Here is a 22,983-nt window from a genome sequence, read left to right as displayed (position 1 = left end):
AGTATAATATGGATAATAAGCAAGCGACATTGGAGTTAGGGTCAAAACCCGTTGGGCGGCTGTTGATGCAGTATGCTCTTCCTGCCATTGTGGCAATGTCGGCTTCCAGCTTGTATAACATTATCGATAGAGCGTTCATCGGACAGGTGGTGGGACCAGAGGCAATAGCAGGTCTGGGTATTACTTTCCCTTTTATGAATCTTAGTGCTGCCTTTGGTGCGGCTGTTGGTGTGGGTTCCTCCACGTGTATCTCCGTTAAACTGGGACAGCGTGACTATAAGACGGCACAGTATCTGTTGGGTAACACGGTAACCCTCAACTTGATCATTGGTGTTCTGTTCATGGTCGTCTGTCTAATATTCCTTGATCCTATCCTGCGTTTCTTTGGAGCTTCAGAGGTGACTCTGCCGTATGCCTGTGAGTTCATGGAAATTATACTGTTAGGTAATGTAGTGACTCATATGTATTTCGGAATGAATGCCGTGCTGAGGGCTGCTGGCAAACCTCGTCATGCGATGTGGGCTACCCTGTTTACGGTGGGTATGAATATCATCTTGATTATTGCCTTTGTATGGTGGTTCCGATGGGGTATCAGAGGAGCGGCATTAGCTACCATCACTTCCCAAACGATAGCGCTCTGCTGGCAAATGTGGGTATTCTCTGACAAGAAAGAGTTGTTGCATCTGCGCAAAGGCATCTATAAATTGAAGAAAGACCTGGTTCGTAATATCATATCCATTGGAATCTCTCCTTTTCTGATGCAGAGCACATCATGTGTCATCGTAATATTTATGAACAATCAGTTTGTGCGTTATGGCGGTGACATGGCAGTGGGAGCCTATTCTATTGCCAACTCCGTTGTGATGGTGCTTTTTATGTTTGTGATGGGAATGATACAAGGTATGCAGCCTATCGTTGGCTACAACTATGGTGCCGAGCGTTTTGACCGTATGTTTCGTTGTCTTTGGTTAACAATAACTGCAGCGACTACTATACTGTTAATCGGTTGGACGGTCTCGATGCTCTTCCCTCGTCAGATAGCCCGTGTGTTTACGACAGATGCCACCTTGATAGCGATGGCTGCAAGGGGTATCCAACTCAATATGATGGTCTTCTTTGTGGTAGGTTCTCAAGCCGTTATCACTAATTTCTTCCAGTGTATTGGTAAAGTGAAGATCAGTATTTTCCTCTCTCTCTCACGACAGTTGATCTTGTTGTTGCCGATGGCATACATCTTCCCCCTGTTCTTGGGACTGGATGGTGTATGGTATTCGATGGCAGCAAGTGACTTCGGTTCTTTTTCTATGACAATCCCCTTGTTGATATGGTATATCAAAAAACTCAAAGCTTATGGAAAATAAACACATTATTATCAATGTAGGACGACAACTGGGTAGCGGCGGACATGATATTGCCCGTATGCTTGCTCATGATTTCAATGCTAAGTATTATGATAAAGAAATTCTTAACCTTGCCGCTAAAGAGAGTGGTTTCAGTGAGAAAATATTCGAACAGAATGACGAGAAAAAGGGTTTTATCCGTGGACTGTTCAGTATGACTACTCCTCATGTCAGCGGAGCTTATGAGTCAGGGTTCTCCCAGGAGAATCTGTTTAAGTTCCAAAGTGATGCGATCCGTAAGGCGGCTGAAAAAGGTTCTTGCGTCTTTGTGGGGCGTTGTGCCGATTATGTATTGCGTGACTTTGAGAATGTAGTGAATATCTTTATCACTGCGTCAATGCATGACAGGGTACAGCAAATCCTTAACAAGCAAAGTGTGACGCCACCAGAGGCAAAGCATATGATTTTGCAGGCAGAGAGTAAACGAGCTGCCTATTATAATTATTATACAGGTAAGAAATGGGGGCATGCGGAATCGTATGACCTTTGTGTGAACTCTAGTATTTTGGGACTGGACGAGACGGAGAAGATGATCGCCGACTTTGTCAGAAAGAAATTCGGACTATGAAGAAAATTGGAATCATCAGCGATACGCATAGTTACTGGGATGAGAAATACCTGCATTATTTTGAACCCTGTGACGAGATATGGCATGCCGGCGACATCGGTTCTACGGAAGTAGCTGAACGGTTGGCGGCTTTTCGTCCTCTCCGTGCTGTCTGCGGCAACTGTGACGGTGGTGACTTGCGACTGATGTATCCGGAGGTACTGCGCTGGAAATGCGAGAATGTGGAGGTGCTGATGAAACATATCGGAGGCTATCCTGGCAATTATGACTATAGTATCCGTTCACAGATATATGCCTCACCCCCTCAGCTCTTCATCGCGGGACACTCGCATATCCTGAAAGTGAAGTATGACAAGACGCTGAACCTGTTGCATATCAATCCTGGTGCCGCAGGACTACAGGGCTGGCATAAGGAAAGGACGCTTGTCCGACTGACTATCGAGGGCAATAAATTCAGTGACTGTGAAGTTATTACATTAGGAAAACATTAAAAAACAAATAGATATGAAACGAACAATTGTAATTACTGGTGGCGCAGGCTTTATCGGAAGCCATGTGGTACGCCTTTTTGTGAATAAGTATCCAGATTACCACATCATCAACCTCGACAAGTTGACGTATGCAGGTAATCTCGCTAACCTCAAGGATATCGAGAACAAACCCAACTATGAGTTTGTGAAGATGGATATCTGTGACTTTGATGCCTTCTATAAACTGATGCAGGAAAAGAAGGTTGACGGTATCATCCACCTGGCAGCTGAGAGTCATGTGGACAGAAGTATCAAAGACCCCTTCACTTTCGCTAAGACCAATGTGATGGGAACACTGTCACTCCTGCAGGCAGCAAAACTTTATTGGGAGTCTCTGCCTGATCGTTATGAAGGCAAACGCTTCTATCATATCTCTACCGATGAGGTGTATGGTGCCTTGGAGTTGACACATCCAGAGGGAATCGATCCGCCTTTCACTACAACGGCTTCCTCGTCAGAGCATCACTTGGCATACGGTGACAAGTTCTTCTTGGAGACCACGAAGTATAATCCACATTCTCCCTATAGCGCAGCCAAAGCTTCCAGTGATCATTTCGTACGTGCCTATCATGATACTTACGGTATGCCTGTCATCGTAACGAACTGTTCAAACAACTACGGACCTTATCAGTTCCCTGAGAAACTGATTCCTTTGTTCATCAACAATATCCGTCACCGTAAACCGTTACCTGTCTATGGCAAGGGTGAGAACGTGCGTGACTGGTTGTTTGTGGAGGACCATGCCCGTGCCATCGACCTGATCTTCCATCAAGGAATGATTGCAGAGACTTATAATATCGGTGGCTTCAATGAATGGAAGAATATCGATATCATCAAGGTGGTTATCAATACTGTTGACAGACTGTTAGGACGTCCGGAAGGTGCAGATATGGACCTTATCACTTTCGTGACCGACCGTGCTGGACATGATCTGCGTTATGCCATCGATAGTACCAAGTTACAAAAGGAACTCGGATGGGAACCTTCGTTGCAATTTGAGGAGGGTATCGAGAAAACCGTTCGCTGGTATCTCGACAATCAGGAGTGGCTGGATAATGTAACCTCTGGCGATTATCAGAAATACTATGATAATATGTATGCTAACAGATAATAACAAAACAAATACTGATTATGAAGAAGATTCTATTACTTGGAAGTGGTGAGTTAGGTAAGGAGTTCGTGATTGCCGCCAAGCGGGCTGGTGCTTATGTAGTGGCTTGCGACCGTTATAATGATGCACCTGCTATGCAGGTAGCTGACGAGCGTGAGGTATTCTCAATGCTTGATGGTGATGCCCTTGCTGCCGCTGTCAGGAAACATCAGCCTGATATCATCGTTCCTGAGATTGAAGCCATCCGCACAGAGCGTCTTTTTGATTTCGAGAAAGAGGGTATACAGGTTGTTCCTTCTGCCCGTGCCGTCAACTTCACAATGAATCGTCGTGCCATCCGTGACCTTGCCTCTCGCGACTTAGGTCTTCGTACGGCAAAATATTTCTATGCCAAGACCTTCAACGAATTCAAGAAGGCTGCCGACGAGATAGGTTTCCCCTGTGTGGTAAAGCCTCTGATGTCATCATCAGGTCACGGACAGAGCTATGTGCATAACGACGATGAGTTGGAACAGGCTTTCAAGGAAGCTATGGAAGGCAGTCGCGGTGATGTGAAGGAAGTCATTATTGAGGAATTCATTGACTTCGAGTCGGAGTTTACCTTGCTGACAGTGACACAGAAGAATGCACCCACAATCTTCTGTCCTCCTATCGGACATGTGCAGAAGGGTGGTGACTATCGTGAGTCATGGCAACCTTATAAGATTAGTGATGAGGCTCTCAAACATGCACAGAACATGGCGGATCAGGTGACGAAGGCACTCACTGGCTATGGTATCTGGGGCGTAGAATTCTTCCTGACACGTCAGGGTGAAGTCATCTTCTCTGAGTTGAGTCCTCGTCCACACGATACTGGCATGGTGACCTTAGGTCATACCACTAACCTTTCTGAGTTTGAACTTCATTTCCGTGCTGTGATGGGATTGCCTATTGCTGGTATACATTTGGAGCATGCAGGAGCCAGTGCTGTCATCCTCTCACCAGAGGAGAAACATGGACCACTGGACTACAATTTCGTAGAGGCTCTGAAAGAAGACCGTACCCGTATCCGTATCTTCGGTAAGCCCGAGGCTCATAAGGGTCGCCGCATGGGTGTAGTCCTCTGCTATGGTGAGTTAGACGACGATGTCAATGCTTTGCGTGACAAGGCAAAGCGTCTTGCCAAGACCGTATTAGGGACGGATCCTTATATGAAGAAATAGTGGTTCAAGAAATAGAAACTGGTGCTGCAATCTATGGGTTGTAGCACCTATTTTTTATGGAGGTATTCATCGTATGGAATAGTACCCATCAGCATTCGTTTGCGTCCAATATTGTAACATGGACTGATCAGATTGTCCTCTTCCCGATAATAAGGAGTGGAGATGTCTGCAAGATATAATAGTAGTTGGCTGATATTGTCTGTCATGAATGGGCGGTCTTTTGCCTTGATAATCTGTTGGACGATGTCTGGATGGTTCTTCCGTAAGATAGGTGATGTCCAAATCCAGAAAGGAATCTCAAACTGCTGATAGACCTCATTCGGTGTGTTAACTTCAAGGGTTCTTCCAAATGTCTTACTTCCGTCAAAACACATCTCACCATGATCTGGCATATAGATGACGATGGCATCACGATGCATGAAACGATGTGTGATCTTTCATCCTATGAATATCGTTTAAACCTATATAATATTATATGTTTTATGTCGTTATATATTATATGAAAATAGAAATCATTAACCTTCCGAAGATTACCGACCCACGAGGTAATCTGACAGTGGCGGAGCAGATGGAGAATGTTCCTTTTGAGATAAAACGTGCTTATTGGGTGTATGATGTTCCGGCAGGAGAGAGTCGTGGAGGGCATGCACATAAACGGTTGAAACAATTTGTGGTAGCACTTAGTGGTTCGTTTCATGTGACACTTGATAATGGTTATGAACGGGAGACTGTCTTGCTGAATCATCCGTATCAGGGTTTGCTTATTGAAACCAACACATGGCGTACATTGGATGATTTCTCCAGTGGTGCCGTATGTTTAGTACTTGCCTCAGAACTCTACGAAGAGGATGATTATATATATGATTATGAAGATTTCCTGAAATATGTAGGATGTTCAAGATAGTTAGATATAATGCTGGGCAGGCAGACGAATGGAATCAATTCGTCGCTCAGTCGAAGAACGGTACGTTTCTCTTCGACCGACATTATATGGACTATCATGCAGACCGCTTTCACGACCACTCCCTGCTTTTCTATAGGGACGAGAATCTATATGCCCTTTTCCCCGCTAATGAGAACGGCAAAATTTTGTATTCACATCAAGGACTGACTTATGGGGGGCTTGTTATGGGTACAGAGGCGACAACCGTACATGTAATGGAGTGTTTCCAGTTATTGAGACAGTACCTTCAGGACCATGATTTCCATCGGGTCATTTATAAGTCTATTCCTTGGATATATCATCAAATACCAGCAGAAGAACCTCTCTATGCCATGTATCGGGTCTTCGATTACCGTCTGATGGAGCGTGATGTGTCTTCCACCATTGTGTTGGCTAAGCCTTTGAAATGGAAGAAAGATCGTCGACACGGACTCCATGTGGCATCAAATAACGGAATACGGGTGGAAAAGAGTGATAACTATGCCGAATTCTGGCAGATATTGAAAGAGAATCTTCAAAAATGTCATGGGGTCTCTCCTGTGCATACTTTGGATGAGATACTCTTACTGCATCAGCGCTTCCCTTCCTCTATTGTCCTATATGCGGCTTACAGGGAACAGCAGATGTTAGGGGGATGTGTGGTTTATATTACTTCACAGGTTGTTCATACACAATATATCTCATCCACGGCAGAGGGGAAACGATTGGGTGTCGTCAATGCCATCATCAAAGAGATTATTGTTGCTTATCCAGAATACATGTATCTAGATTTCGGGAAATCAACGGAAACACATAGCGATATCCTTAACGAGAACTTAATATATCAAAAGGAAGGCTTTGGAGCCCGTGCCGTCTGTTATGACACTTACGAGTGGGATGTTTAAGATAAACTAAATTATTCTTTGGGTTCTTCAGCAGCATGTGGCTGTGAGGGGAGGGGAGTCTGACTGGCATGAGACTCTGTAGATGACGGTTTATCGGCATTTTCCACAGATCCTTCCGCAGCAGGGATGTCAGTATGACGTATGCTATCCGTAGACAAAGAGTCAGAGTCTGATGGAATCTTGAAATAACCTCCGCAGTTGTATGCTACAGCACTGGCATCAAGTCCCTTTGGAAGAGTGAATTTTGTACGGTACTGTTTGAAGGCTGGATCACCTAATACAAGTTCGAGAAAGTTACCACAGACAGGTAATGCCGTGCGGTTGCCTTGTCCTAGTTGTCCTGTACGGAAGTGTATACAGCGGTATTCTCCACCTACCCATGCACCGACAACTAGTTTAGGAGTCGTCCCAATAAACCAGGCATCAGAATGGTTGTTGCTTGTTCCTGTCTTACCACCGAAGTCCGTGTCATTAAGGTATTTACTGATGAAACGGTAGAGAGCACTACTGGTACCGTGCATACCGCCCTGTAGTAGTTGTTGAACAAAGAAAGCGCTCTTCTGTGGAATGCTCTGTTTGTCTTCCGTCTTGGCATTATAAATTTCTTTGCCATCACTGTCGAGAATTCGGGACACCAATACAGGTTCATGAGCCATACCTCCGTTGACAGGTGTACAATAGGCATTCACTAGTTCAAGTAATGTGACATCACTGGAACCTAAGGCAAGTGCGGGAGTAGGGTCGAGTTTACTCTTGATACCCATCTCATGAGCGGTCTTGACGATTTGAGGGATGCCAACTTCCTGTCCTAGTTTGACAGCAACGGAATTGATACTCATCGCAAAAGCCTGCTTCAGCGTGATATTGGCATTCGAGAATCGTCCATCAGCATTAGTGGGAGCCCATAATACCTCCTTTTTCTGTTTAGAATCATAAACCTTCATGGAGAAATAGGAGTCTTGACGAGTGTCACAAGGCGTGATGCCTTGGTTCATTGCTTCGGTGTAGACGAAGAGCTTAAAAGTAGAGCCGGGTTGTCGCATTGCCGTCACCTTGTCGTATTTCCAAGTCTTGAAATCAAGATCACCCACCCATGCCTTCACATGACCTGTCTGTGGCTCCATAGCAACGAAGCCACAATGCATGAAATGCTCCATATAACGGATAGAGTCCATGGTAGACATCTCTTTTTCGATGAATCCCTGCTCATAGTCAAAGAGTTTAACGGTATGAGGGGTATTCAGATGGTAATTGATAGAGTCTTGGTTACCATTATATTTTTGGTTCAGGTATTTATAATAAGGTAATTTTTTAGCTAGATTCTCGATGAAATTTGGAATTTCCTGCCCGCGTTCGTCACGCCATGGGTTCATACCTAGCCAATGATTATCAAAACTCTTTTGAATAATCTTCATCTGCTTGATGACCGCTTCCTCCGCATATTTCTGCATACGGGTATCGATGGTCGCATAAATTTTCAATCCGTCTCTGTAGAGGTCGATGTCATTCTCATTACACCATTCTCTGAGATAACTTGCGACAGCGTCACGGTAGTAAAGAGCCTTTCCGTCATAGTTGTTCTCAACGCTATAGTTCAAGTCGATTGGTTTCTTTGTCAATGTGTCATAAGCCACCTTGGTGATATCCTTGTGCTTGAGCATGTTGTTCAATACAACATTCCTTCTGTTGAAAGAATTCTCTGGATTGATACGTGGGTTATAATAAGTGGTAGCCTTGAGCAGTCCCACGAGGATGGCGCACTGGTCGGGAGTAAGGTCCTTCGGTGTCGTTCCGAAATATGTCTTTGCCGCAGTCTTGATGCCGAATGCATTGGAGCCGAAGTCTACCGTATTAGCATACATTGTTAGAATTTCTTTTTTGTCGAAGAACATCTCCAGTTTCACTGCGGTAATCCATTCCTTGCTCTTCATGATGAGCATCTTCACACCAGGTATAGAACCGAGGAGTCCTGTAGAATATTCAGTACGGACACGGAACATGTTCTTGACCAACTGCTGGGTGATGGTAGAGGCACCACGTGCATCGTGATGAACAACATAATCCTTGAAGGCAGCAAATACTCCTTGGAAGTCAATACCGAAATGCTGATAGTACCGCTCATCTTCCGTGTCAATCAAAGCACGCCAGAAGACAGGGTTGACATCCTCATACTCCACAGGGGTGCGGTTTTCACTGAAGTATTTACCAATCAATATTCCATCAGCGCTATAGAGCTCTGATGCCTGTGTTGTCTTGGGATGCATGATGGCATTCATACCTGGCGACTTACCGAAGAGCCACAGGAAATTGATATCCACCATAAAGAGATAGAGGATGAAGGCAACGATAAAAGAGGTAAAACCTACCAAAGTCTTCGTATACCATTTGCGTCCTCGATACAACCCTTTATACCATTGCCAGACATTCTTACATGCCTGCCAGCATTTTTCAACGTATTTATTCATATTGCGATATATACTTCAAAATATCCTCTTTTTGTTGTGGATGAAACCACCGCATCTCTTCGTCACGTTTAAACCATGTGAGTTGTTTACGGGCATAGCGACGGGTGTCTCCTTTTATACGCTCAACAGCCTCTTCCAGTGACCAGGTACCGTCAAGATATGTGAACATTTCTTTATAGCCTACTGTATTCAATGCGTTATTGGTACGTTTGCTTTGGAGTGATTGGACCTCGTCAAGCAGTCCATCCGTCATCATCTGGTCAACACGCAGGTTAATACGGTGATAGAGCTCCTCTCGTTCCCTATTCAGTCCGATTTTGATAATTTTGAAAGGACGTTGTTTCTTCTCTTGTCTGCGGAAAGACGTATAGGTCCTTCCTGTTTGGTAGCAGATTTCAAGGGCATGAATCACACGACGGTAGTTTTTCTTGTCTACGATTTCATAATGCTCAGGATCTAATCTCCTTAAATCCTCACAGAGAGCCTCTAGTCCTTCATTGGCATAGCGTTTTTTCATCTCCTCACGAATGTCTTCTCGAATAGTGGGGATGTCGTCAATACCGTTACAGACAGCGTCAATATACATCATACTACCTCCTGTCAGAAGTTGGATGGGGGAGTGCTTGAATTGTTTGTCCAGTAATGTCAGTACATCCTGTTCGTACATCGACGCATTGAAATAATTATCAATACTGATACTTCCTACGAAATAGTGCTTGACGCTTTTGAGCTGCTCCTCCGTTGGTGTCGCTGTTCCAATCTTCAACTCCCGATAAATCTGTCGAGAATCTGCATTGATAATAGGAATACCGTAGTATTTGGCGATATCAATACAAAGTTCTGATTTTCCAACAGCTGTCGGACCTGTGATTACAATGAGTGATGCCAACTGTCAATTCTTAATATCAACAATTAACTACCTGATAACTCCGCGCTTGGAGTTTTCAATAAACGAGCAGATATACTCCACCTCTTTCGAGTCAGGGTATTTAGCACGAGCTTCCACAATACCATCTTTCAGTACACCTTTTGCATAGATAAGACGGTAGGCGTCATGAATTGCCTCAATAGTCTCATTAGGGAATCCGCGACGACGCAGTCCGATGAGGTTAACACCTGCATAGCGGATTGGTTCCTTGCCAGCAATAACATAAGGTGGAATATCCTGTGAGGTACGTGATCCACCTTGGAACATAACGTAGCTGCCCACACGAATGAACTGATGGAAAAGGCAAGTAGCGGAAATGATAGCAAAGTCATCGACCTCAACCTCTCCGGCAAATTTTGTGGAGTTCCCAATGATACAGCCATTGCCAATCACACAATCGTGGGCCACATGCATGTTCTCCATCAACAGGTTGCCATTACCTACAACGGTTTTCCCTTTAGAGGCAGTACCTCGACTAATGGTGACATTTTCGCGGATAGAGTTGTTATCGCCAATCTCACAAGTAGTCTCCTCACCTTGAAACTTCAGATCCTGAGGTTTGGTAGAAATACTTGATCCAGGGAAGAACTCATTACCATTACCAATACGGGCACCGAAATGCACTGTCACATTATTCAGAAACTTATTGTTATTGCCTATTATTACATTCTTGTCTATCACACAGAATGGACCGATTATATTATTGTCTCCTAATTTAGCTTCAGGATCGACAACAGCCATAGGGTGAATCTGATTTGCCATATATCTTATTTGTTCTTTACAATTTGTGCAGTAAAAGTCGCTTCAGCGACAACATGGTCGCCCACAAAGATGTATCCCTTCATGGAGGATATTCCATGACGAACAGGAGCGAGGAGATCAACTTTAAACAACAAGGTGTCACCAGGAACAACTTTCTGGCGGAATTTCACGTCGTCAATCTTCATGAAATAGGTTGACCAGCGTTCAGGCTCTTCTAATGTGTTCAGTACAAGTAATCCGCCGCATTGTGCCATTGCCTCAATCTGTAAGACTCCTGGCATTACAGGCTCCTCAGGGAAATGTCCTTGGAAAAACGGCTCGTTGCTTGTCACGTTTTTGATACCGACAATACTTGTGGCACCAAGGGAAATTACTTTGTCGACCAACTGCATGGGATAACGGTGTGGAAGGAGCTCCCGGATTTTGTTTATGTCCATGATGGGTTCCTCATTAGGATCATAGATAGGAGCTTGTATCTCATGCTTGCGAATCTCTTTACGCATCAGACGAGCAAACTTGTTGTTGATAGTATGTCCTGGACGGGTGGCAATGATACGACCTTTAATGGGTTTCCCAATAAGTGCCATGTCACCGATTACATCTAATAACTTATGACGTGTACACTCATTTTCCCATACCAATGGCTTATGCTGAATATATCCTAGCTCATTGGCATCACGATGTTCAACATGTAACATGTCAGCCAACATGTCCAAACGCTCCTGAGTAGTTTTTCTCTCATAAATGACGATAGCATTATCCATGTCACCGCCTTTGATGAGGTTCGCCTGTAATAATGGTTCTATATCACGGACAAATACAAAGGTTCTGGCGGCGGCTATCTCACTGACAAAGTCATCAATCTTGTCGAGTGAAGCAAATTGGCTGTTGATGAATTTTGACTCAAAAGAACACATAGCTGTCAGAGAGAAATCTTCATCAGGAAGAATGGTGATGCATGACCCTGTCTCCTCATCTTTTACCTCGATTTTCTTGCGAATCACATACCAGTCTTTGGGAGCATTTTGTTCTTCAATCCCTACCTCTTTAATTTTATCCACATATTGGATGGCAGAGCCGTCGAGAATAGGAAACTCTGGACCATTGACTTGAATCATACAGTTATCGATCCCCATCGCATAAAGGGCTGCAAGACCGTGTTCAACGGTGCTGACACGGGCTTCACCCTTGCCTAATACGGTACCACGCTGGGTGTCTATCACATTCTCGGCAATTGCGTCAATCACGGGCTCACCTTCTAAATCAATACGTTTGATTTTATAGCCAGTATTCTCGGGTGCTGGGTTAAAGGTTACTGTGAGGTTCAATCCCGTATGCAGTCCTTTTCCAAACAAGGAGAAACTGCCTTTGAGTGTTTTTTGTTTCATATATTATTTTTTCTTGAGTTCTTCTATTTCCTTACGAAGGGCACTGATTTCCTTGTACATATCAGGCAAACGACGATAAAGTGCTTTTGCCTTAAAGAAATCCTTTGGATCCATGGCAGGAGAACCGATTAAGTTCTCACCATTGCCTTTCGTGTTGCTAATCACACCACATTGGGCACCCACCATAGTTTTGTCTGCAACCTGTATATGTCCCGCAAAGCCTGCTTGACCACCGACCATACACCATGCACCAATCTTGGTAGAGCCAGCCATTCCTACTTGTGCTGACATTACAGTGTTCTCACCAATCTCACAATTGTGAGCCACTTGAATGAGGTTGTCAAGTTTTACACCTTGATGAATTATGGTTTGTCCCATTGTAGAGCGGTCGACACAGGTGTTTGCGCCAATCTCCACATTGTCCTCAATGACTACGATACCCATTTGTGGTATTTTGTCATAGCCTTCTTGGTTGGGAGCAAATCCAAAACCGTCAGCTCCAATAACCGCACCAGCATGGATGGTTACGTTTTTGCCGATCTTACATCCGTCGTAAATGGTCACGTGAGGGTAAATCATGGAACCATCGCCGATTTTCACACCGTCACCAACATAGCAGAAAGGTCCGATATACACGTCTTTGCCAATCTCTGCGGATTTTGAGATAAAGGCAAGTGAGTCAATACCCGTTTTCTTGGGGAGTGAGGCAGCATACATCTGCATCAACTTCGCAACACACTCATAGGCATTAGCGACTCGAATGAGTGTCGTACTAACAGGACCCTCCAGTTCTACATCTTCATTGATGAGGACAATAGAAGCCTTTGTGTCATAAATATAATGAGTGTATTTGGGGTTCGACAGGAATGTGATTGCTCCTTCTTTTCCTTCTTCTATTTTTGAGAAAGTGTGTACTTTTGCTTGTGCATCACCTTCCACACGACCACCGATAAAGTCGGCTATTTGTTGGGCTGTAAATTCCATTCTTTACACAAAGTTTTTATTTAACCTTGCAAAGATACAACTTTTTTCTTAAAAACGATGATAACAGAGGTAATATTTACGGATTTTTTTAGAAAGGAGTTGAACATTTAGTATTTCTGATGCTTCGGATATATCTTTTACTATTCCGTCTTTGAATAGAATACCAATGCTGTCATCCTCAGGATTATACATGTCTTTGCCAATCTCAGTAAGTGTCATCATATAGGATGTATCCTCATCGGAAATCTCTATTGTTTCAGAAATGTTCTTTTTGATTTCAGCAAGGTGCTCTGGTGTCGGAGGCTCTTCACTGACCTCCACTTTGAATAGATGGCGGTCAAGCATGTCCTTGGCGAGTGTTGAGAGGATGATGTCGTCAGAATTTTTCCAAACCTTCATGGCACTCCAGATGTCTGAGTCATCAAGGTCAGCATACATCTGCAGTGTCTCTGGGTGGGTCGCAAACCATTCCGCATCAACATCGTGACGTAAGAAATAGGCGAGGGCAGGGGTTGCAAAAATTTCTTTACCAGATTGTGACAAATGCTTGGCTCTCAGTAAAGTATTGACGAGGATCTTTTCGTATCCGACTGCAGTCTTGTGCAGATAAACCTGCCAGTACATCAGTCGTCTTGTAGTTAGGAAATTCTCGATTGAATAGATGCCTTTGGCGTCTACTACCAGACGGTCATCCTTCACATTCAGCATCTTGATAATGCGGGCGGAACCGATGTTCCCTTCTGTTACACCTGTAAAAAAAGAGTCACGCCTGATATAGTCCAGGCGATCCATGTCAAGTTGACTGGAAATTAATTGGTGGAAGATCTTGTTAGGGTACTCGTCTTTAAAAATGGATATGGCGAGATTCAATTCTCCGTGCATGTCCTTATTGATCTTTTCCATCATCATCAGTGAGATGTCCTCATGGGAGATGCCGTGAATCAGTGTGTCTTCCAATACATGAGAGAACGGACCGTGTCCGATATCGTGCATCAAGATGGCGGCCTTCACTGCCTCAGCCTCTGAGTCGAAAATGTAAATCCCTTTCTCTATCAGAGACTTCACGGCTTCTGTCATTAAGTGTAAGGCACCTATTGAGTGTTGGAATCTCGTATGTCTTGCGCCTGGATAAACCACTGAGGCGAGCCCGAGTTGGTTGATACGATTCAGACGTTGAAATAACGGATGCTGTACGATGTCGTAAAGCAGTCCTTTCCTGATCTTAATAAACCCGAAAACAGGATCGTTGATGATTTTATAACCGTCCATCTTTTTCTATTTTTGTGCGAAGGTACTACAATTTTTTGAAACGACCAAGATACGAATTAATAAATTATAGTTATCTTTGCATGTGATTTAGCGAAAGGAACATGTTTCAATTCAAGCGATTTGTTGTAGAACAAGACCTGTGTGCCATGAAAGTAGGTATGGACGGCGTGTTGCTTGGAGCATGGGCTCCAGGTGGTAAGCGGATACTAGATGTTGGTACGGGAACAGGACTGATAGCCTTAATGATGGCACAACGTTATCAGGAGTCTGTGGTAACTGCTATTGACATTGATGAAGGTGCTGTCAGACAAGCGACAGTCAATGTCGAGAGGTCCCCTTTCAGCTATCAGATTATTATAAAACAGGAAATTGTGCAGGAGCATGAAGGGGTTTACGACTCGATAGTCAGTAATCCACCATATTTCATTGATTCCTTGAATGCTCCCGACCAACAACGGAATATTGCAAGACATACAGACACGTTGAGTTATGCGGAACTGATGCAGGCAGCATATCGTTTGTTGGCAGATGACGGTGAGTTCTCAGTAATCGTCCCTTTTGATTATAAGAGACGGATGGAGGACGAGGCAACATTTGTGGGATTCTTTCCTCATCAAGTAGTAGGGGTTCGTACAGTAGAGCGAAAACCGCCGAAACGTTATCTATTGTCGTTTGTGAAACATCCGATATTGTGTGATCATTCTATCATCACTATCGGCGATGAGGAGTACAAGACATTAACGGGTGATTTTTATTTGTGAAACCCTGTACGGACAAACTCAGAGAACTGTCCCTGATAACCATTGAACACATTGATGTCCACATCACCAGTGATGCCCTGAACTTTTCCAGTTGGTGAAAGTTGCCAATAGACCAGTTTAACATCAGGTTTATATTCTCCGTAGCGGGCAATCCAGACATTATATTTCTTTTTGATATCAGAGGCATTCTTCATATGTCGAAGAATGAACATCTGGTTGACATAGAGTATGGGTAGCTTCCCTGTATGCCGTTCCACGATACTCATCCAGATACGGATACGACGCATCAGCTCCTCCTCACCGATGATTAGGATCTGTGCTTCCGAAGGTTCAACATCCAGTACGGGAGGGAAATCGTCTTTGGCTATCGTCGCATATTTCAAGAAATGGGCTGCCTGTGCCTGGGGCGAAGATAACATGGAAAAGAAATGATAGGCTCCGACATGGATGCCATGTTTCTTTGCCTGAACGTAATCCTGGCGGAAATAGCGGTTCTGAATAGTAGTACCCTCTGTAGCTTTGATGTACATAAACGAGACAGGGAAGGATTTGCCGTCGGTGGGATGATTCTTGCCTAATGACAGGATACGCAGTTTCTTCCATTCTATGATGAATCGCCTGCGCCCCTTTTCATGTTGATGACGGGAGATGTCAATCCCGTATATTCGCTCTGTTGTATATTTCAGCCGTTCCCCAAGGAAACGTCCTTTCTTCCATTCTCCGATACGTAGTTGGTGATGTGGTGATGACTCATAGCCAAAACCATGCCGTCGACCATTCTGCCAGAGACCGTCATAATAGTTGATGCCATAAGCATGATAGATACCCTGTCCGGATGCCATCAAGTTATCATCCATCTGACCGAAATAGGTGCCAATAGAGTCTGTACGCCATGCCACCACAAGAGTGTCCTGGTCCCATATTCCTCTGATAACTTGTCCTTCAAAATCTGTCATGATGCCCTTTCCGAAGAGTTTTTCACCGACATGGTATTGTCCTGCCTTCCAAAAACCACCTTTTGTCTTTACAGCTACTAACGGACGATCTTTTGCGATAATGGTGTCGTAAGAGAGATACCGTGTTTGTGGAGTACTCATCAGTGCCTTCAGGTGACTCTTATGTTGTTGGAGTCTTGTGTGATAGGCGGCAATTTGGTTATATCCCTCATCAGTGGCTTTATGGACACGAAAATAGTATTCCATTTCCACAATTTCATTTTCTGTTTGTTGGATGGCATGGCGGAGAGAGTCGTCAGAGGGACGTTGGTGAATTTTCACAATCACCTTGTCATTCATGCGCATCGATGGTCGTAAATGGATGAGTGGTGAGAAAGGAAGGATAGCACCTAATAGTACTATCACGCAGATGTCAGCTATAGTTGTACGTTTTCTCAAGGTATCCTTATTTCATTTGTTCTAACCAATAATCTATCAATTGGCGTGCAATAGAAAGCTTTTCAGGAATCTGTGGCAGATGGTCTTTGTCAAACCACGCCCCCTTCGATAGTTCCGAACGTTGCAGATGGATCTGACCTCCGTCATAGTCGGCTGTAAAGCCCACCATCAGTCCGCAAGGGTACGGCCAAGGTTGTGAAGCGAAATATCTCAGGTTTTTGATATGAAGTCCTGTCTCTTCCATGACTTCCCTGTGGACAGCTTCCTCTAAGGTCTCACCAGTCTCTACGAAGCCTGCCACCAGTCCATAGAAGTCTGTACGGAAATTCTTGGCATGTACGAGGAGAACCTCGTCGTCTTTACGAACCAATACAATAACAGCTGTAGCCAGTTGCGGCCACACCTCCTTTCCACAGTTTACACATCGTTTCGAGATAGCAGTGTGGAATTTCATCGGTCCTCCACATACACCGCAAAATTTCGTGTTCTGGTCCCAGTAGAGCAGTTCTTGGCATTTGCCTGCCTTCAAATAATCTTCTTTGGGTAACTTATAATAACTTTGGCGTAACCCGCACATCTCGAAATGCTCATTTCCTTGTATTGGAAGATCAATGCGGTAGGCTTTATCGTCATCAACATCCATCACTATTGTCCACGGTTTGAGTTCCGTGGGAGGCTCCTCAGGGATACGGTAGCCTCCTGAAGTCTTTTCCAGGACGATATCCCCTTGACAGAATACAAAATATCTCATTCGCTTTTTTGTTTTAACAGGAAAACTTCTGCGCGTTGAAGGTCCTCTGGTGTGTCGATACCTACCGTCTCCACCTCAGTGATTCCCACCCGGATGCGATAACCGTTCTCCAACCATCGTAATTGTTCCAGACTCTCTGCCAGTTCCAATGACGATGATGGTAAATGGGTGATTTCGTAAAGTGTCTCCCGGCGGTAGGCATAAATACCTAAGTGTTTCAGATATGAGAAATGGTTTATCCAACAGTCTTGTTCTTTTCCTCGGATATAAGGAATGACAGAACGACTGAAATAGAGTGCGAAACCTGTTTTGTCCGTCACAATCTTGGGGGAGTTGGGGTTCATGACAGCCTCCATGGACTCAAATCGTTTTCCTAATGTACCGATTTGTGTCTGTGGGTGGTTGAAGAGTCCTTTCAGTGTCTCAATCTGTGAAACGGCAACGAAAGGCTCGTCACCTTGGATATTGATGATCACGTCAGCATCAGTGCCAATCTTCTCACAAGCCTCCTCGATACGGTCTGTGCCGCTTTGATGGTCAGATCGTGTCATGACCGCCTGTCCGCTAAACGCCTTTACTACCTCAAAGATACGTTGGTCATCAGTGGCAACATAAGCCTCTCCTATTGCAGCAACCGCTTTCTCATATACATGCTGGATAACGGGACGACCGCCTAACAATGCCAAAGGTTTCCCTGGAAAGCGTGTTGATGCATAACGTGCTGGAATGATTCCTATAAACTTCATAATTATATGTTGATTTTTGTGCAAAGGTACAAAAATATCTGAATGTTGCGTTAATATACTCTAATTAATTTTGAGGGTCACACTTTTTTTCCTACTTTTGTAAAGTTAAAATGGAATCAATGATGAAAAAACGAAATATTTTATGGGTCTTCTTGACCTTATCCTCTATGACACTTTATGCCCAGAAAATCACACTGGGCTCATGTACGACAGCCGATGGTGGCGCTTATCAAGGTGAGATGTCCAGCGGGAAACCGCATGGGAAAGGACGCGCCACTTATCAGAATGGTGACTGGTATGAGGGAGAGTATGCGAAAGGCAAGCGTCAAGGACAGGGAACTTATACATTCTCCGATGGAGAGAAGTATGAGGGAGAATGGTTTCAGGATCACCAGCATGGGACGGGAACCTTTTATTTCCAGAATAATAATAAATATGTGGGACTATGGTATGCTGACGAGCAGCAAGGGCATGGTACCATGTATTATTTTAACGGCGACATCTATGACGGAAACTGGAAAGCTGACAAGCGTAATGGTCAAGGGAAATACACTTATCAGGGAGGTGCCTATTATGATGGACAGTGGAAAGACGATATGAAGAATGGAAAAGGTCTTTTCATCTGGCCTGACGGTTCTTCTTATGATGGTCAGTATGTGAATAACCTGCGCCAAGGTAAAGGGGTGTTCAAATATTCCAATGGCGACTTGTATGTGGGTCAATGGAAAGAGGATAATCCACATGGAAAAGGTATCTATAAGTTTCAGAATGGAGACACCTATGAGGGAGACTATGCACAAGGAGAGCGAACGGGGCAAGGAGTTTTCCGTTATGCCAACGGTGATAAATATACCGGCGGGTTCTACAATGGTGACAAGCAAGGTGACGGTATGCTGGTATGGAAAAATGGTGATGTCTACCAAGGACAGTGGAATAAGGACAAACCCAATGGCAAGGGTAAACTAACCCTTAAGAACGGGGATGTCTTCGAAGGACAGTTTAAAGACGGAATGATCCATGGTGAGGGTATTGTCCGCTATGCAGACGGTTCTAAGTTCAAGGGTGTCTTCAAGGAAGGTCGCCGCAATGGTCCTGCTATAGAGCAGGATAAAGAAGGCAAGCGCTTTGAAGGCTCTTATGTAGATGACCGTCGTGACGGTCCGTTTGTAGAGAAAGATGCTAATGGAAATGTCACGTCCTCAGGAAGATACGTCCGAGGCAGAAGGGAAGTTAACAAGTAACAAATATCAAATCTACTAAAAATAAGCTATTATGATTATCGACAGTTTACAGAATCTGAAGAACTATGAGTCAGTGAACCCGTTGTTCTCCAAAGTGATTGAGTTTTTAAAGAGTCATGATTTGAAGACCCTTGAGGTAGGAAAGTATGAGATTGAAGGGAAAGACCTTTTTGTCAATATTACGATGACCAAGGGAAAAACTCCTGATGAGGCAGTGATTGAGACACATGACAAGATGATTGATATCCAGATTCCTATTACAGATACAGAGACATTTGGCTATACACCTCGTGAGAATCTGCCAGCAGCCACCTATAATGCAGAGAAGGATATCACCAAGATTCCAGACCTCGCAGCAGAGAGTTATGTCACTTGTCAGCCAGGTATGATGGCAATCTTCTTTCCACAAGACGGACATGCCCCCTGTATCGCTGGTGTTCCTGAATTTAAGAAAGCAATATTTAAAGTAAAAGCATAAGTCAATACTATGGCAACAACAAAGAAAACCACCACAACTGCAAAGACGGCAGTAAAGAAAACCGCAACGAAGAAGGCGGCTCCTAAGAAAGCGGCTCCTAAGAAAAAAGTAGAGGTTCCTCAGCACATTGGGTTGGTAAGGGACGACTCATGGCTGGAGCCTTTCGAGGGTGCTATCCGTGGTCGTCATGATCATGCCTTATGGAAGATCGGTCAGTTGACAAGGAACGGTAAGCAGACATTGTCACAGTTTGCTTCCGGTCATCTTTATTTTGGTCTTCACAAACTCGCCAAAGGCTGGGTGTTCCGTGAGTGGGCTCCCAATGCTACGGAGATATATCTGATCGGTGACTTCAATAACTGGCAGGAGAGTGAGAAATACAAATGCAAGCGTATTGAGGGAACCGGTAACTGGGAACTGAAACTCTCTGAGAAAGCCATCAAACATGGTGACCTTTATAAGATGAAGGTGAAGTGGAATGGGGGAGAAGGAGAGCGTATCCCAGCCTGGTGTCGTCGTGTAGTACAGGACGACCAGACGAAGATTTTCTCCGCACAGGTATGGAATCCTGAAAAGAAGTATGAGTTCAAGAAGAAGAATTTCAAACCCAACAAGTCTCCATTGCTGATCTATGAGTGCCATGTAGGTATGGGACAGGATGCGGAGAAGGTTGGAACCTACAAGGAGTTTACGAAGAACGTCTTGCCTCGTGTCAAGAAGGATGGTTATAATGCCATTCAGGTGATGGCTATTCAGGAACATCCCTATTACGGTTCTTTCGGCTATCATGTATCCAGTTTCTTCGCACCATCCAGTCGTTTCGGTACACCGGAGGATTTGAAGGAGATGATAGACACGGCACACAAGATGGGTATTGCCGTGATTATGGATATCGTCCACTCTCATGCTGTGAAGAACGAGGTAGAGGGTCTGGGTAATCTTGCCGGTGACCCCAACCAGTTCTTCTATCCTGGTGACCGTCATGAGCATCCGGCATGGGACTCACTCTGTTTTGACTATGGAAAGGATGACGTGCTGCATTTCCTGCTCTCAAACTGTAAATATTGGTTGGAGGAGTATAAGTTCGACGGTTTCCGCTTTGACGGTGTGACCTCCATGCTCTATTATAGTCATGGACTTGGTGAGGCTTTTGGTGGATATGGTGACTATTTCAATGGTCATGAGGACGATAATGCTATCTGTTATCTGACCCTTGCCAACTGTCTGATACACGAAGTCAATCCCAATGCCATCACCATCGCAGAGGAAGTTTCTGGTATGCCGGGTCTTGCCGCTAAGTTTGAGGATGGCGGTTATGGTTTCGACTATCGCATGGCGATGAATATCCCTGACTACTGGATAAAGACCATCAAGGAGGTTCGTGACGAGGATATCAACGTATGCAGCATTTTCTGGGAGGTGAAGAACCGTCGTCCTGACGAGAAGACCATCTCTTACTGCGAGAGTCACGACCAGGCATTGGTGGGTGACAAGACCATCATCTTCCGTCTGATCGATGCCGATATGTACTGGCATTTCAAGAAAGGTGACGAGAACGATATGGTACATCGTGGCATTGCCCTCCATAAGATGATCCGACTTGTGACAGCAGGTGCCATCAATGGCGGTTACCTGAACTTCATGGGTAATGAGTTCGGACATCCCGAATGGATTGACTTCCCACGTGAGGGTAATGGATGGAGCTATAAATATGCACGCCGTCAGTGGAATCTGGTAGATAACAAGGAGCTCTGTTATCACTGGCTGGGTGACTTCGACCGCAAGATGTTGGAGGTCATTAAGAGTCAGAAGAACTTCCAGGCTACTCCTGTCACGGAGATCTGGCATGATGACGGAGACCAGGTATTGTGCTATATGCGTGGCGACTTGGTGTTTGTGTTCAATTTCTCTCCGACACGTTCCTATACCGATTACGGATTCCTCGTGCCGACGGGTTCCTATGAGGTTGTCCTTAACACGGACGCTAAGGAGTTTGGCGGTAATGGCTTCGCTGACGACAGTGTGACACACATCACCAATTATGACCCGCTCTATGTACAGGATCATAAGGAATGGCTGAAGTTGTATATCCCTGCTCGCTCGGCTGTTGTATTGCGGAAATTGTAAAGCAAAGATACACTCATGGATAGTGGTCATATTGGTGTCTGTACCAGTATGACCATTTTCATTTGACAATTAATTCTATATATTCTGTAAATTTTTCTTTTATTCCGTTTCCTTTTTCGATATTTTTGTGTACTTTTGCAAACAGAAATATATTTCTATTATGGTACATAATATCTTCAAAGGATTAGGAATAGCACTGATAACCCCTTTTTTGGAAGACGGGTCGGTGGATTATAAGTCGCTGATTCGTCTCGTGGAATATCAGCTCGACAATGGCGCTGATTTCTTCTGTATTCTTGCCACAACGGGTGAGACACCCACTTTGACGGCAGAGGAGAAACAGAAGATCAAGGATCTGGTAGTCAGTTTAGTGGGTGGCAGAGTGCCTATTCTTGTCGGATGTGGTGGATATAACACCGCAGAGATTGTTCAGGAACTGCAAACACGTGACTTCCGGGGTGTTGATGGCATCTTGAGTGTATGCCCTTATTACAACAAGCCTTCACAGGAAGGACTTTATCAGCATTTTAAAACCATAGCTGCAGCTACCTCATTACCCGTTGTCCTTTATAATGTTCCGGGACGTACTGGTGTGAACATGAAAGCAGAGACGACAGTTCGTCTGGCTCGTGACTGTCAGAATATCGTTGCCATCAAGGAGGCAAGTGGTAATCTGGAGCAGGTGGATGAGATTATCAAGAACAAGCCCCGTGGCTTTGAGGTGCTCTCTGGTGATGACGCGCTGACCTTCCCCATGGTGTCATGTGGTGCGGTGGGTGCTATCAGCGTGATTGGCAATGCCTTGCCCCGTGAGTTCTCCAAGATGATCCGCCTGCAGATGAAAGGTGAGTATGATCCTGCTCGGAAAATTCATCATCGTTTCCAAGACCTTTTCTCTTTGTTGTTTGTCGATGGTAATCCTGCTGGTGTCAAGGCGATGCTTCATGAGATGGGTTATATTCAGAATGTGCTCCGTCTGCCTTTAGTGCCGACGCGTATCTCTACCTTGCAACGGATGAGTGAAATCATGAAAGAATTAAAAATATGAGGT

22 protein-coding genes are annotated in these 22,983 nt (G+C 44.5%); 12 read left to right on the top strand and 10 right to left on the bottom strand.

Features of this window, described 5'->3' with window-relative positions:
* The first annotated feature begins 8 nt into the window (after positions 1 to 8).
* From BM257_RS12005 to purT, 5 genes are read left to right on the top strand one after another with little or no spacing between them, the layout of a single operon-like run.
* Positions 9 to 1,361, top strand: coding sequence for an MATE family efflux transporter (locus tag BM257_RS12005; RefSeq protein WP_092072963.1), 1,353 nt, complete (start codon positions 9 to 11; stop codon positions 1,359 to 1,361).
* A complete protein-coding gene (locus tag BM257_RS12000) occupies positions 1,351 to 1,968 on the top strand; it encodes a cytidylate kinase-like family protein (RefSeq protein WP_092072960.1) in 618 nt (205 codons plus the stop codon). The genes BM257_RS12005 and BM257_RS12000 overlap by 11 nt, the downstream gene beginning before the upstream one ends.
* Positions 1,965 to 2,459: a metallophosphoesterase family protein gene (locus BM257_RS11995; RefSeq protein WP_092072957.1), complete on the top strand. Its 495-nt coding sequence runs from the start codon at positions 1,965 to 1,967 to the stop codon at positions 2,457 to 2,459. The genes BM257_RS12000 and BM257_RS11995 overlap by 4 nt, the downstream gene beginning before the upstream one ends.
* 13 nt (positions 2,460 to 2,472) lie before the next feature.
* Positions 2,473 to 3,609 (top strand): dTDP-glucose 4,6-dehydratase, encoded by a 1,137-nt coding sequence (locus BM257_RS11990; protein WP_092072954.1) that lies wholly within the window; start codon positions 2,473 to 2,475, stop codon positions 3,607 to 3,609.
* 20 nt (positions 3,610 to 3,629) lie between these two features.
* The gene (purT, locus tag BM257_RS11985) at positions 3,630 to 4,811 is read left to right on the top strand and encodes a formate-dependent phosphoribosylglycinamide formyltransferase (protein ID WP_092072951.1); all 1,182 of its coding nucleotides are present in this window, start codon (positions 3,630 to 3,632) and stop codon (positions 4,809 to 4,811) included.
* 47 nt (positions 4,812 to 4,858) lie between these two features.
* Here purT and BM257_RS11980 read toward each other — a convergent pair whose 3' ends face one another.
* The gene (locus tag BM257_RS11980) at positions 4,859 to 5,230 is read right to left on the bottom strand and encodes an alkaline phosphatase family protein (RefSeq protein ID WP_092072948.1); all 372 of its coding nucleotides are present in this window, start codon (positions 5,228 to 5,230) and stop codon (positions 4,859 to 4,861) included.
* 80 nt (positions 5,231 to 5,310) lie between these two features.
* On the opposite strand from BM257_RS11980, the gene BM257_RS11975 reads away from it, so the two are divergent.
* Entirely contained in the window at positions 5,311 to 5,715 is a 405-nt protein-coding gene (locus tag BM257_RS11975; RefSeq protein ID WP_092073004.1) for a sugar 3,4-ketoisomerase, read from the top strand.
* Positions 5,703 to 6,638, top strand: coding sequence for a GNAT family N-acetyltransferase (locus BM257_RS11970; RefSeq protein ID WP_092072945.1), 936 nt, complete (start codon positions 5,703 to 5,705; stop codon positions 6,636 to 6,638). The genes BM257_RS11975 and BM257_RS11970 overlap by 13 nt, the downstream gene beginning before the upstream one ends.
* Before the next feature lie 11 nt (positions 6,639 to 6,649).
* Here BM257_RS11970 and BM257_RS11965 read toward each other — a convergent pair whose 3' ends face one another.
* The 6 genes from BM257_RS11965 to BM257_RS11940 are packed head-to-tail and all read right to left on the bottom strand — an operon-like array spanning position 6,650 to position 14,434.
* The gene (locus BM257_RS11965) at positions 6,650 to 9,103 is read right to left on the bottom strand and encodes a transglycosylase domain-containing protein (protein ID WP_092072942.1); all 2,454 of its coding nucleotides are present in this window, start codon (positions 9,101 to 9,103) and stop codon (positions 6,650 to 6,652) included.
* Entirely contained in the window at positions 9,096 to 9,992 is an 897-nt protein-coding gene (gene miaA, locus BM257_RS11960; RefSeq protein ID WP_092072939.1) for a tRNA (adenosine(37)-N6)-dimethylallyltransferase MiaA, read from the bottom strand. The genes BM257_RS11965 and miaA overlap by 8 nt, the downstream gene beginning before the upstream one ends.
* Positions 9,993 to 10,019: 27 nt before the next feature.
* Entirely contained in the window at positions 10,020 to 10,793 is a 774-nt protein-coding gene (gene lpxA, locus BM257_RS11955; RefSeq protein ID WP_092072936.1) for an acyl-ACP--UDP-N-acetylglucosamine O-acyltransferase, read from the bottom strand.
* Positions 10,794 to 10,798: 5 nt separating this feature from the next.
* Positions 10,799 to 12,181 carry a bifunctional UDP-3-O-[3-hydroxymyristoyl] N-acetylglucosamine deacetylase/3-hydroxyacyl-ACP dehydratase gene (locus BM257_RS11950; protein WP_092072933.1) on the bottom strand — a complete coding sequence of 461 codons (1,383 nt, stop codon included), beginning with the start codon at positions 12,179 to 12,181 and terminating at the stop codon, positions 10,799 to 10,801.
* 3 nt (positions 12,182 to 12,184) lie between these two features.
* Complete coding sequence (lpxD, locus tag BM257_RS11945) at positions 12,185 to 13,165, bottom strand: UDP-3-O-(3-hydroxymyristoyl)glucosamine N-acyltransferase (RefSeq protein WP_092072930.1); 981 nt, start codon at positions 13,163 to 13,165, stop codon at positions 12,185 to 12,187.
* A gap of 48 nt (positions 13,166 to 13,213) precedes the next feature.
* Positions 13,214 to 14,434 (bottom strand): HD domain-containing protein, encoded by a 1,221-nt coding sequence (locus BM257_RS11940; RefSeq protein WP_092072927.1) that lies wholly within the window; start codon positions 14,432 to 14,434, stop codon positions 13,214 to 13,216.
* Between the two features lie 101 nt (positions 14,435 to 14,535).
* Between BM257_RS11940 and BM257_RS11935 the strand changes: the two genes are divergently transcribed.
* Positions 14,536 to 15,195, top strand: a complete 660-nt coding sequence (locus BM257_RS11935) for a tRNA1(Val) (adenine(37)-N6)-methyltransferase (RefSeq protein ID WP_092072924.1) — start codon at positions 14,536 to 14,538, stop codon at positions 15,193 to 15,195.
* Here BM257_RS11935 and BM257_RS11930 read toward each other — a convergent pair.
* From BM257_RS11930 to kdsB, 3 genes are read right to left on the bottom strand one after another with little or no spacing between them, the layout of a single operon-like run.
* A complete protein-coding gene (locus tag BM257_RS11930; RefSeq protein WP_143096846.1) occupies positions 15,186 to 16,589 on the bottom strand; it encodes a GH25 family lysozyme in 1,404 nt (467 codons plus the stop codon). The two genes, BM257_RS11935 and BM257_RS11930, sit on opposite strands and share 10 nt — an antisense overlap.
* 7 nt (positions 16,590 to 16,596) lie before the next feature.
* Complete coding sequence (gene nudC / locus BM257_RS11925) at positions 16,597 to 17,340, bottom strand: NAD(+) diphosphatase (protein WP_092072918.1); 744 nt, start codon at positions 17,338 to 17,340, stop codon at positions 16,597 to 16,599.
* A complete protein-coding gene (gene kdsB / locus BM257_RS11920) occupies positions 17,337 to 18,086 on the bottom strand; it encodes a 3-deoxy-manno-octulosonate cytidylyltransferase (protein WP_092072915.1) in 750 nt (249 codons plus the stop codon). Before kdsB ends, nudC begins: the two co-directional genes overlap by 4 nt.
* A 119-nt stretch (positions 18,087 to 18,205) precedes the next feature.
* Between kdsB and BM257_RS11915 the strand changes: the two genes are divergently transcribed.
* The 4 genes from BM257_RS11915 to dapA all read left to right on the top strand — a co-directional run bounded on the left by BM257_RS11915 (position 18,206) and on the right by dapA (position 22,980).
* Positions 18,206 to 19,327 carry an MORN repeat-containing protein gene (locus BM257_RS11915; RefSeq protein WP_092072912.1) on the top strand — a complete coding sequence of 374 codons (1,122 nt, stop codon included), beginning with the start codon at positions 18,206 to 18,208 and terminating at the stop codon, positions 19,325 to 19,327.
* 31 nt (positions 19,328 to 19,358) lie between these two features.
* Complete coding sequence (locus BM257_RS11910; RefSeq protein ID WP_092072910.1) at positions 19,359 to 19,805, top strand: NanQ anomerase/TabA/YiaL family protein; 447 nt, start codon at positions 19,359 to 19,361, stop codon at positions 19,803 to 19,805.
* A gap of 9 nt (positions 19,806 to 19,814) precedes the next feature.
* Positions 19,815 to 21,932: an alpha amylase C-terminal domain-containing protein gene (locus tag BM257_RS11905; protein WP_092072906.1), complete on the top strand. Its 2,118-nt coding sequence runs from the start codon at positions 19,815 to 19,817 to the stop codon at positions 21,930 to 21,932.
* A gap of 160 nt (positions 21,933 to 22,092) precedes the next feature.
* Positions 22,093 to 22,980: a 4-hydroxy-tetrahydrodipicolinate synthase gene (dapA, locus tag BM257_RS11900; RefSeq protein WP_092072904.1), complete on the top strand. Its 888-nt coding sequence runs from the start codon at positions 22,093 to 22,095 to the stop codon at positions 22,978 to 22,980.
* The last annotated feature ends 3 nt before the right edge of the window (positions 22,981 to 22,983 follow it).

The organism is Prevotella sp. tf2-5 (genome assembly GCF_900115435.1).
GTDB lineage: Bacteria > Bacteroidota > Bacteroidia > Bacteroidales > Bacteroidaceae > Prevotella.
This window is presented reverse-complemented; position numbering and strand designations above follow the sequence as displayed.

Excerpts from the sequence above, each read along its gene's own strand:
- BM257_RS12005 (WP_092072963.1), top strand. The coding sequence starts at position 9 with ATGGATAATAAGCAAGCGACATTGGAGTTAGGGTCAAAACCCGTTGGG.
- BM257_RS12000 (WP_092072960.1), top strand. The coding sequence starts at position 1,351 with ATGGAAAATAAACACATTATTATCAATGTAGGACGACAACTGGGTAGC.
- BM257_RS11995 (WP_092072957.1), top strand. The coding sequence starts at position 1,965 with ATGAAGAAAATTGGAATCATCAGCGATACGCATAGTTACTGGGATGAG.
- BM257_RS11990 (WP_092072954.1), top strand. The coding sequence starts at position 2,473 with ATGAAACGAACAATTGTAATTACTGGTGGCGCAGGCTTTATCGGAAGC.
- purT (WP_092072951.1), top strand. The coding sequence starts at position 3,630 with ATGAAGAAGATTCTATTACTTGGAAGTGGTGAGTTAGGTAAGGAGTTC.
- BM257_RS11980 (WP_092072948.1), bottom strand. The coding sequence starts at position 5,230 with ATGCATCGTGATGCCATCGTCATCTATATGCCAGATCATGGTGAGATG.
- BM257_RS11975 (WP_092073004.1), top strand. The coding sequence starts at position 5,311 with ATGAAAATAGAAATCATTAACCTTCCGAAGATTACCGACCCACGAGGT.
- BM257_RS11970 (WP_092072945.1), top strand. The coding sequence starts at position 5,703 with ATGTTCAAGATAGTTAGATATAATGCTGGGCAGGCAGACGAATGGAAT.
- BM257_RS11965 (WP_092072942.1), bottom strand. The coding sequence starts at position 9,103 with ATGAATAAATACGTTGAAAAATGCTGGCAGGCATGTAAGAATGTCTGG.
- lpxA (WP_092072936.1), bottom strand. The coding sequence starts at position 10,793 with ATGGCAAATCAGATTCACCCTATGGCTGTTGTCGATCCTGAAGCTAAA.
- BM257_RS11950 (WP_092072933.1), bottom strand. The coding sequence starts at position 12,181 with ATGAAACAAAAAACACTCAAAGGCAGTTTCTCCTTGTTTGGAAAAGGA.
- lpxD (WP_092072930.1), bottom strand. The coding sequence starts at position 13,165 with ATGGAATTTACAGCCCAACAAATAGCCGACTTTATCGGTGGTCGTGTG.
- BM257_RS11940 (WP_092072927.1), bottom strand. The coding sequence starts at position 14,434 with ATGGACGGTTATAAAATCATCAACGATCCTGTTTTCGGGTTTATTAAG.
- BM257_RS11935 (WP_092072924.1), top strand. The coding sequence starts at position 14,536 with ATGTTTCAATTCAAGCGATTTGTTGTAGAACAAGACCTGTGTGCCATG.
- nudC (WP_092072918.1), bottom strand. The coding sequence starts at position 17,340 with ATGAGATATTTTGTATTCTGTCAAGGGGATATCGTCCTGGAAAAGACT.
- kdsB (WP_092072915.1), bottom strand. The coding sequence starts at position 18,086 with ATGAAGTTTATAGGAATCATTCCAGCACGTTATGCATCAACACGCTTT.
- BM257_RS11915 (WP_092072912.1), top strand. The coding sequence starts at position 18,206 with ATGATGAAAAAACGAAATATTTTATGGGTCTTCTTGACCTTATCCTCT.
- BM257_RS11910 (WP_092072910.1), top strand. The coding sequence starts at position 19,359 with ATGATTATCGACAGTTTACAGAATCTGAAGAACTATGAGTCAGTGAAC.
- BM257_RS11905 (WP_092072906.1), top strand. The coding sequence starts at position 19,815 with ATGGCAACAACAAAGAAAACCACCACAACTGCAAAGACGGCAGTAAAG.
- dapA (WP_092072904.1), top strand. The coding sequence starts at position 22,093 with ATGGTACATAATATCTTCAAAGGATTAGGAATAGCACTGATAACCCCT.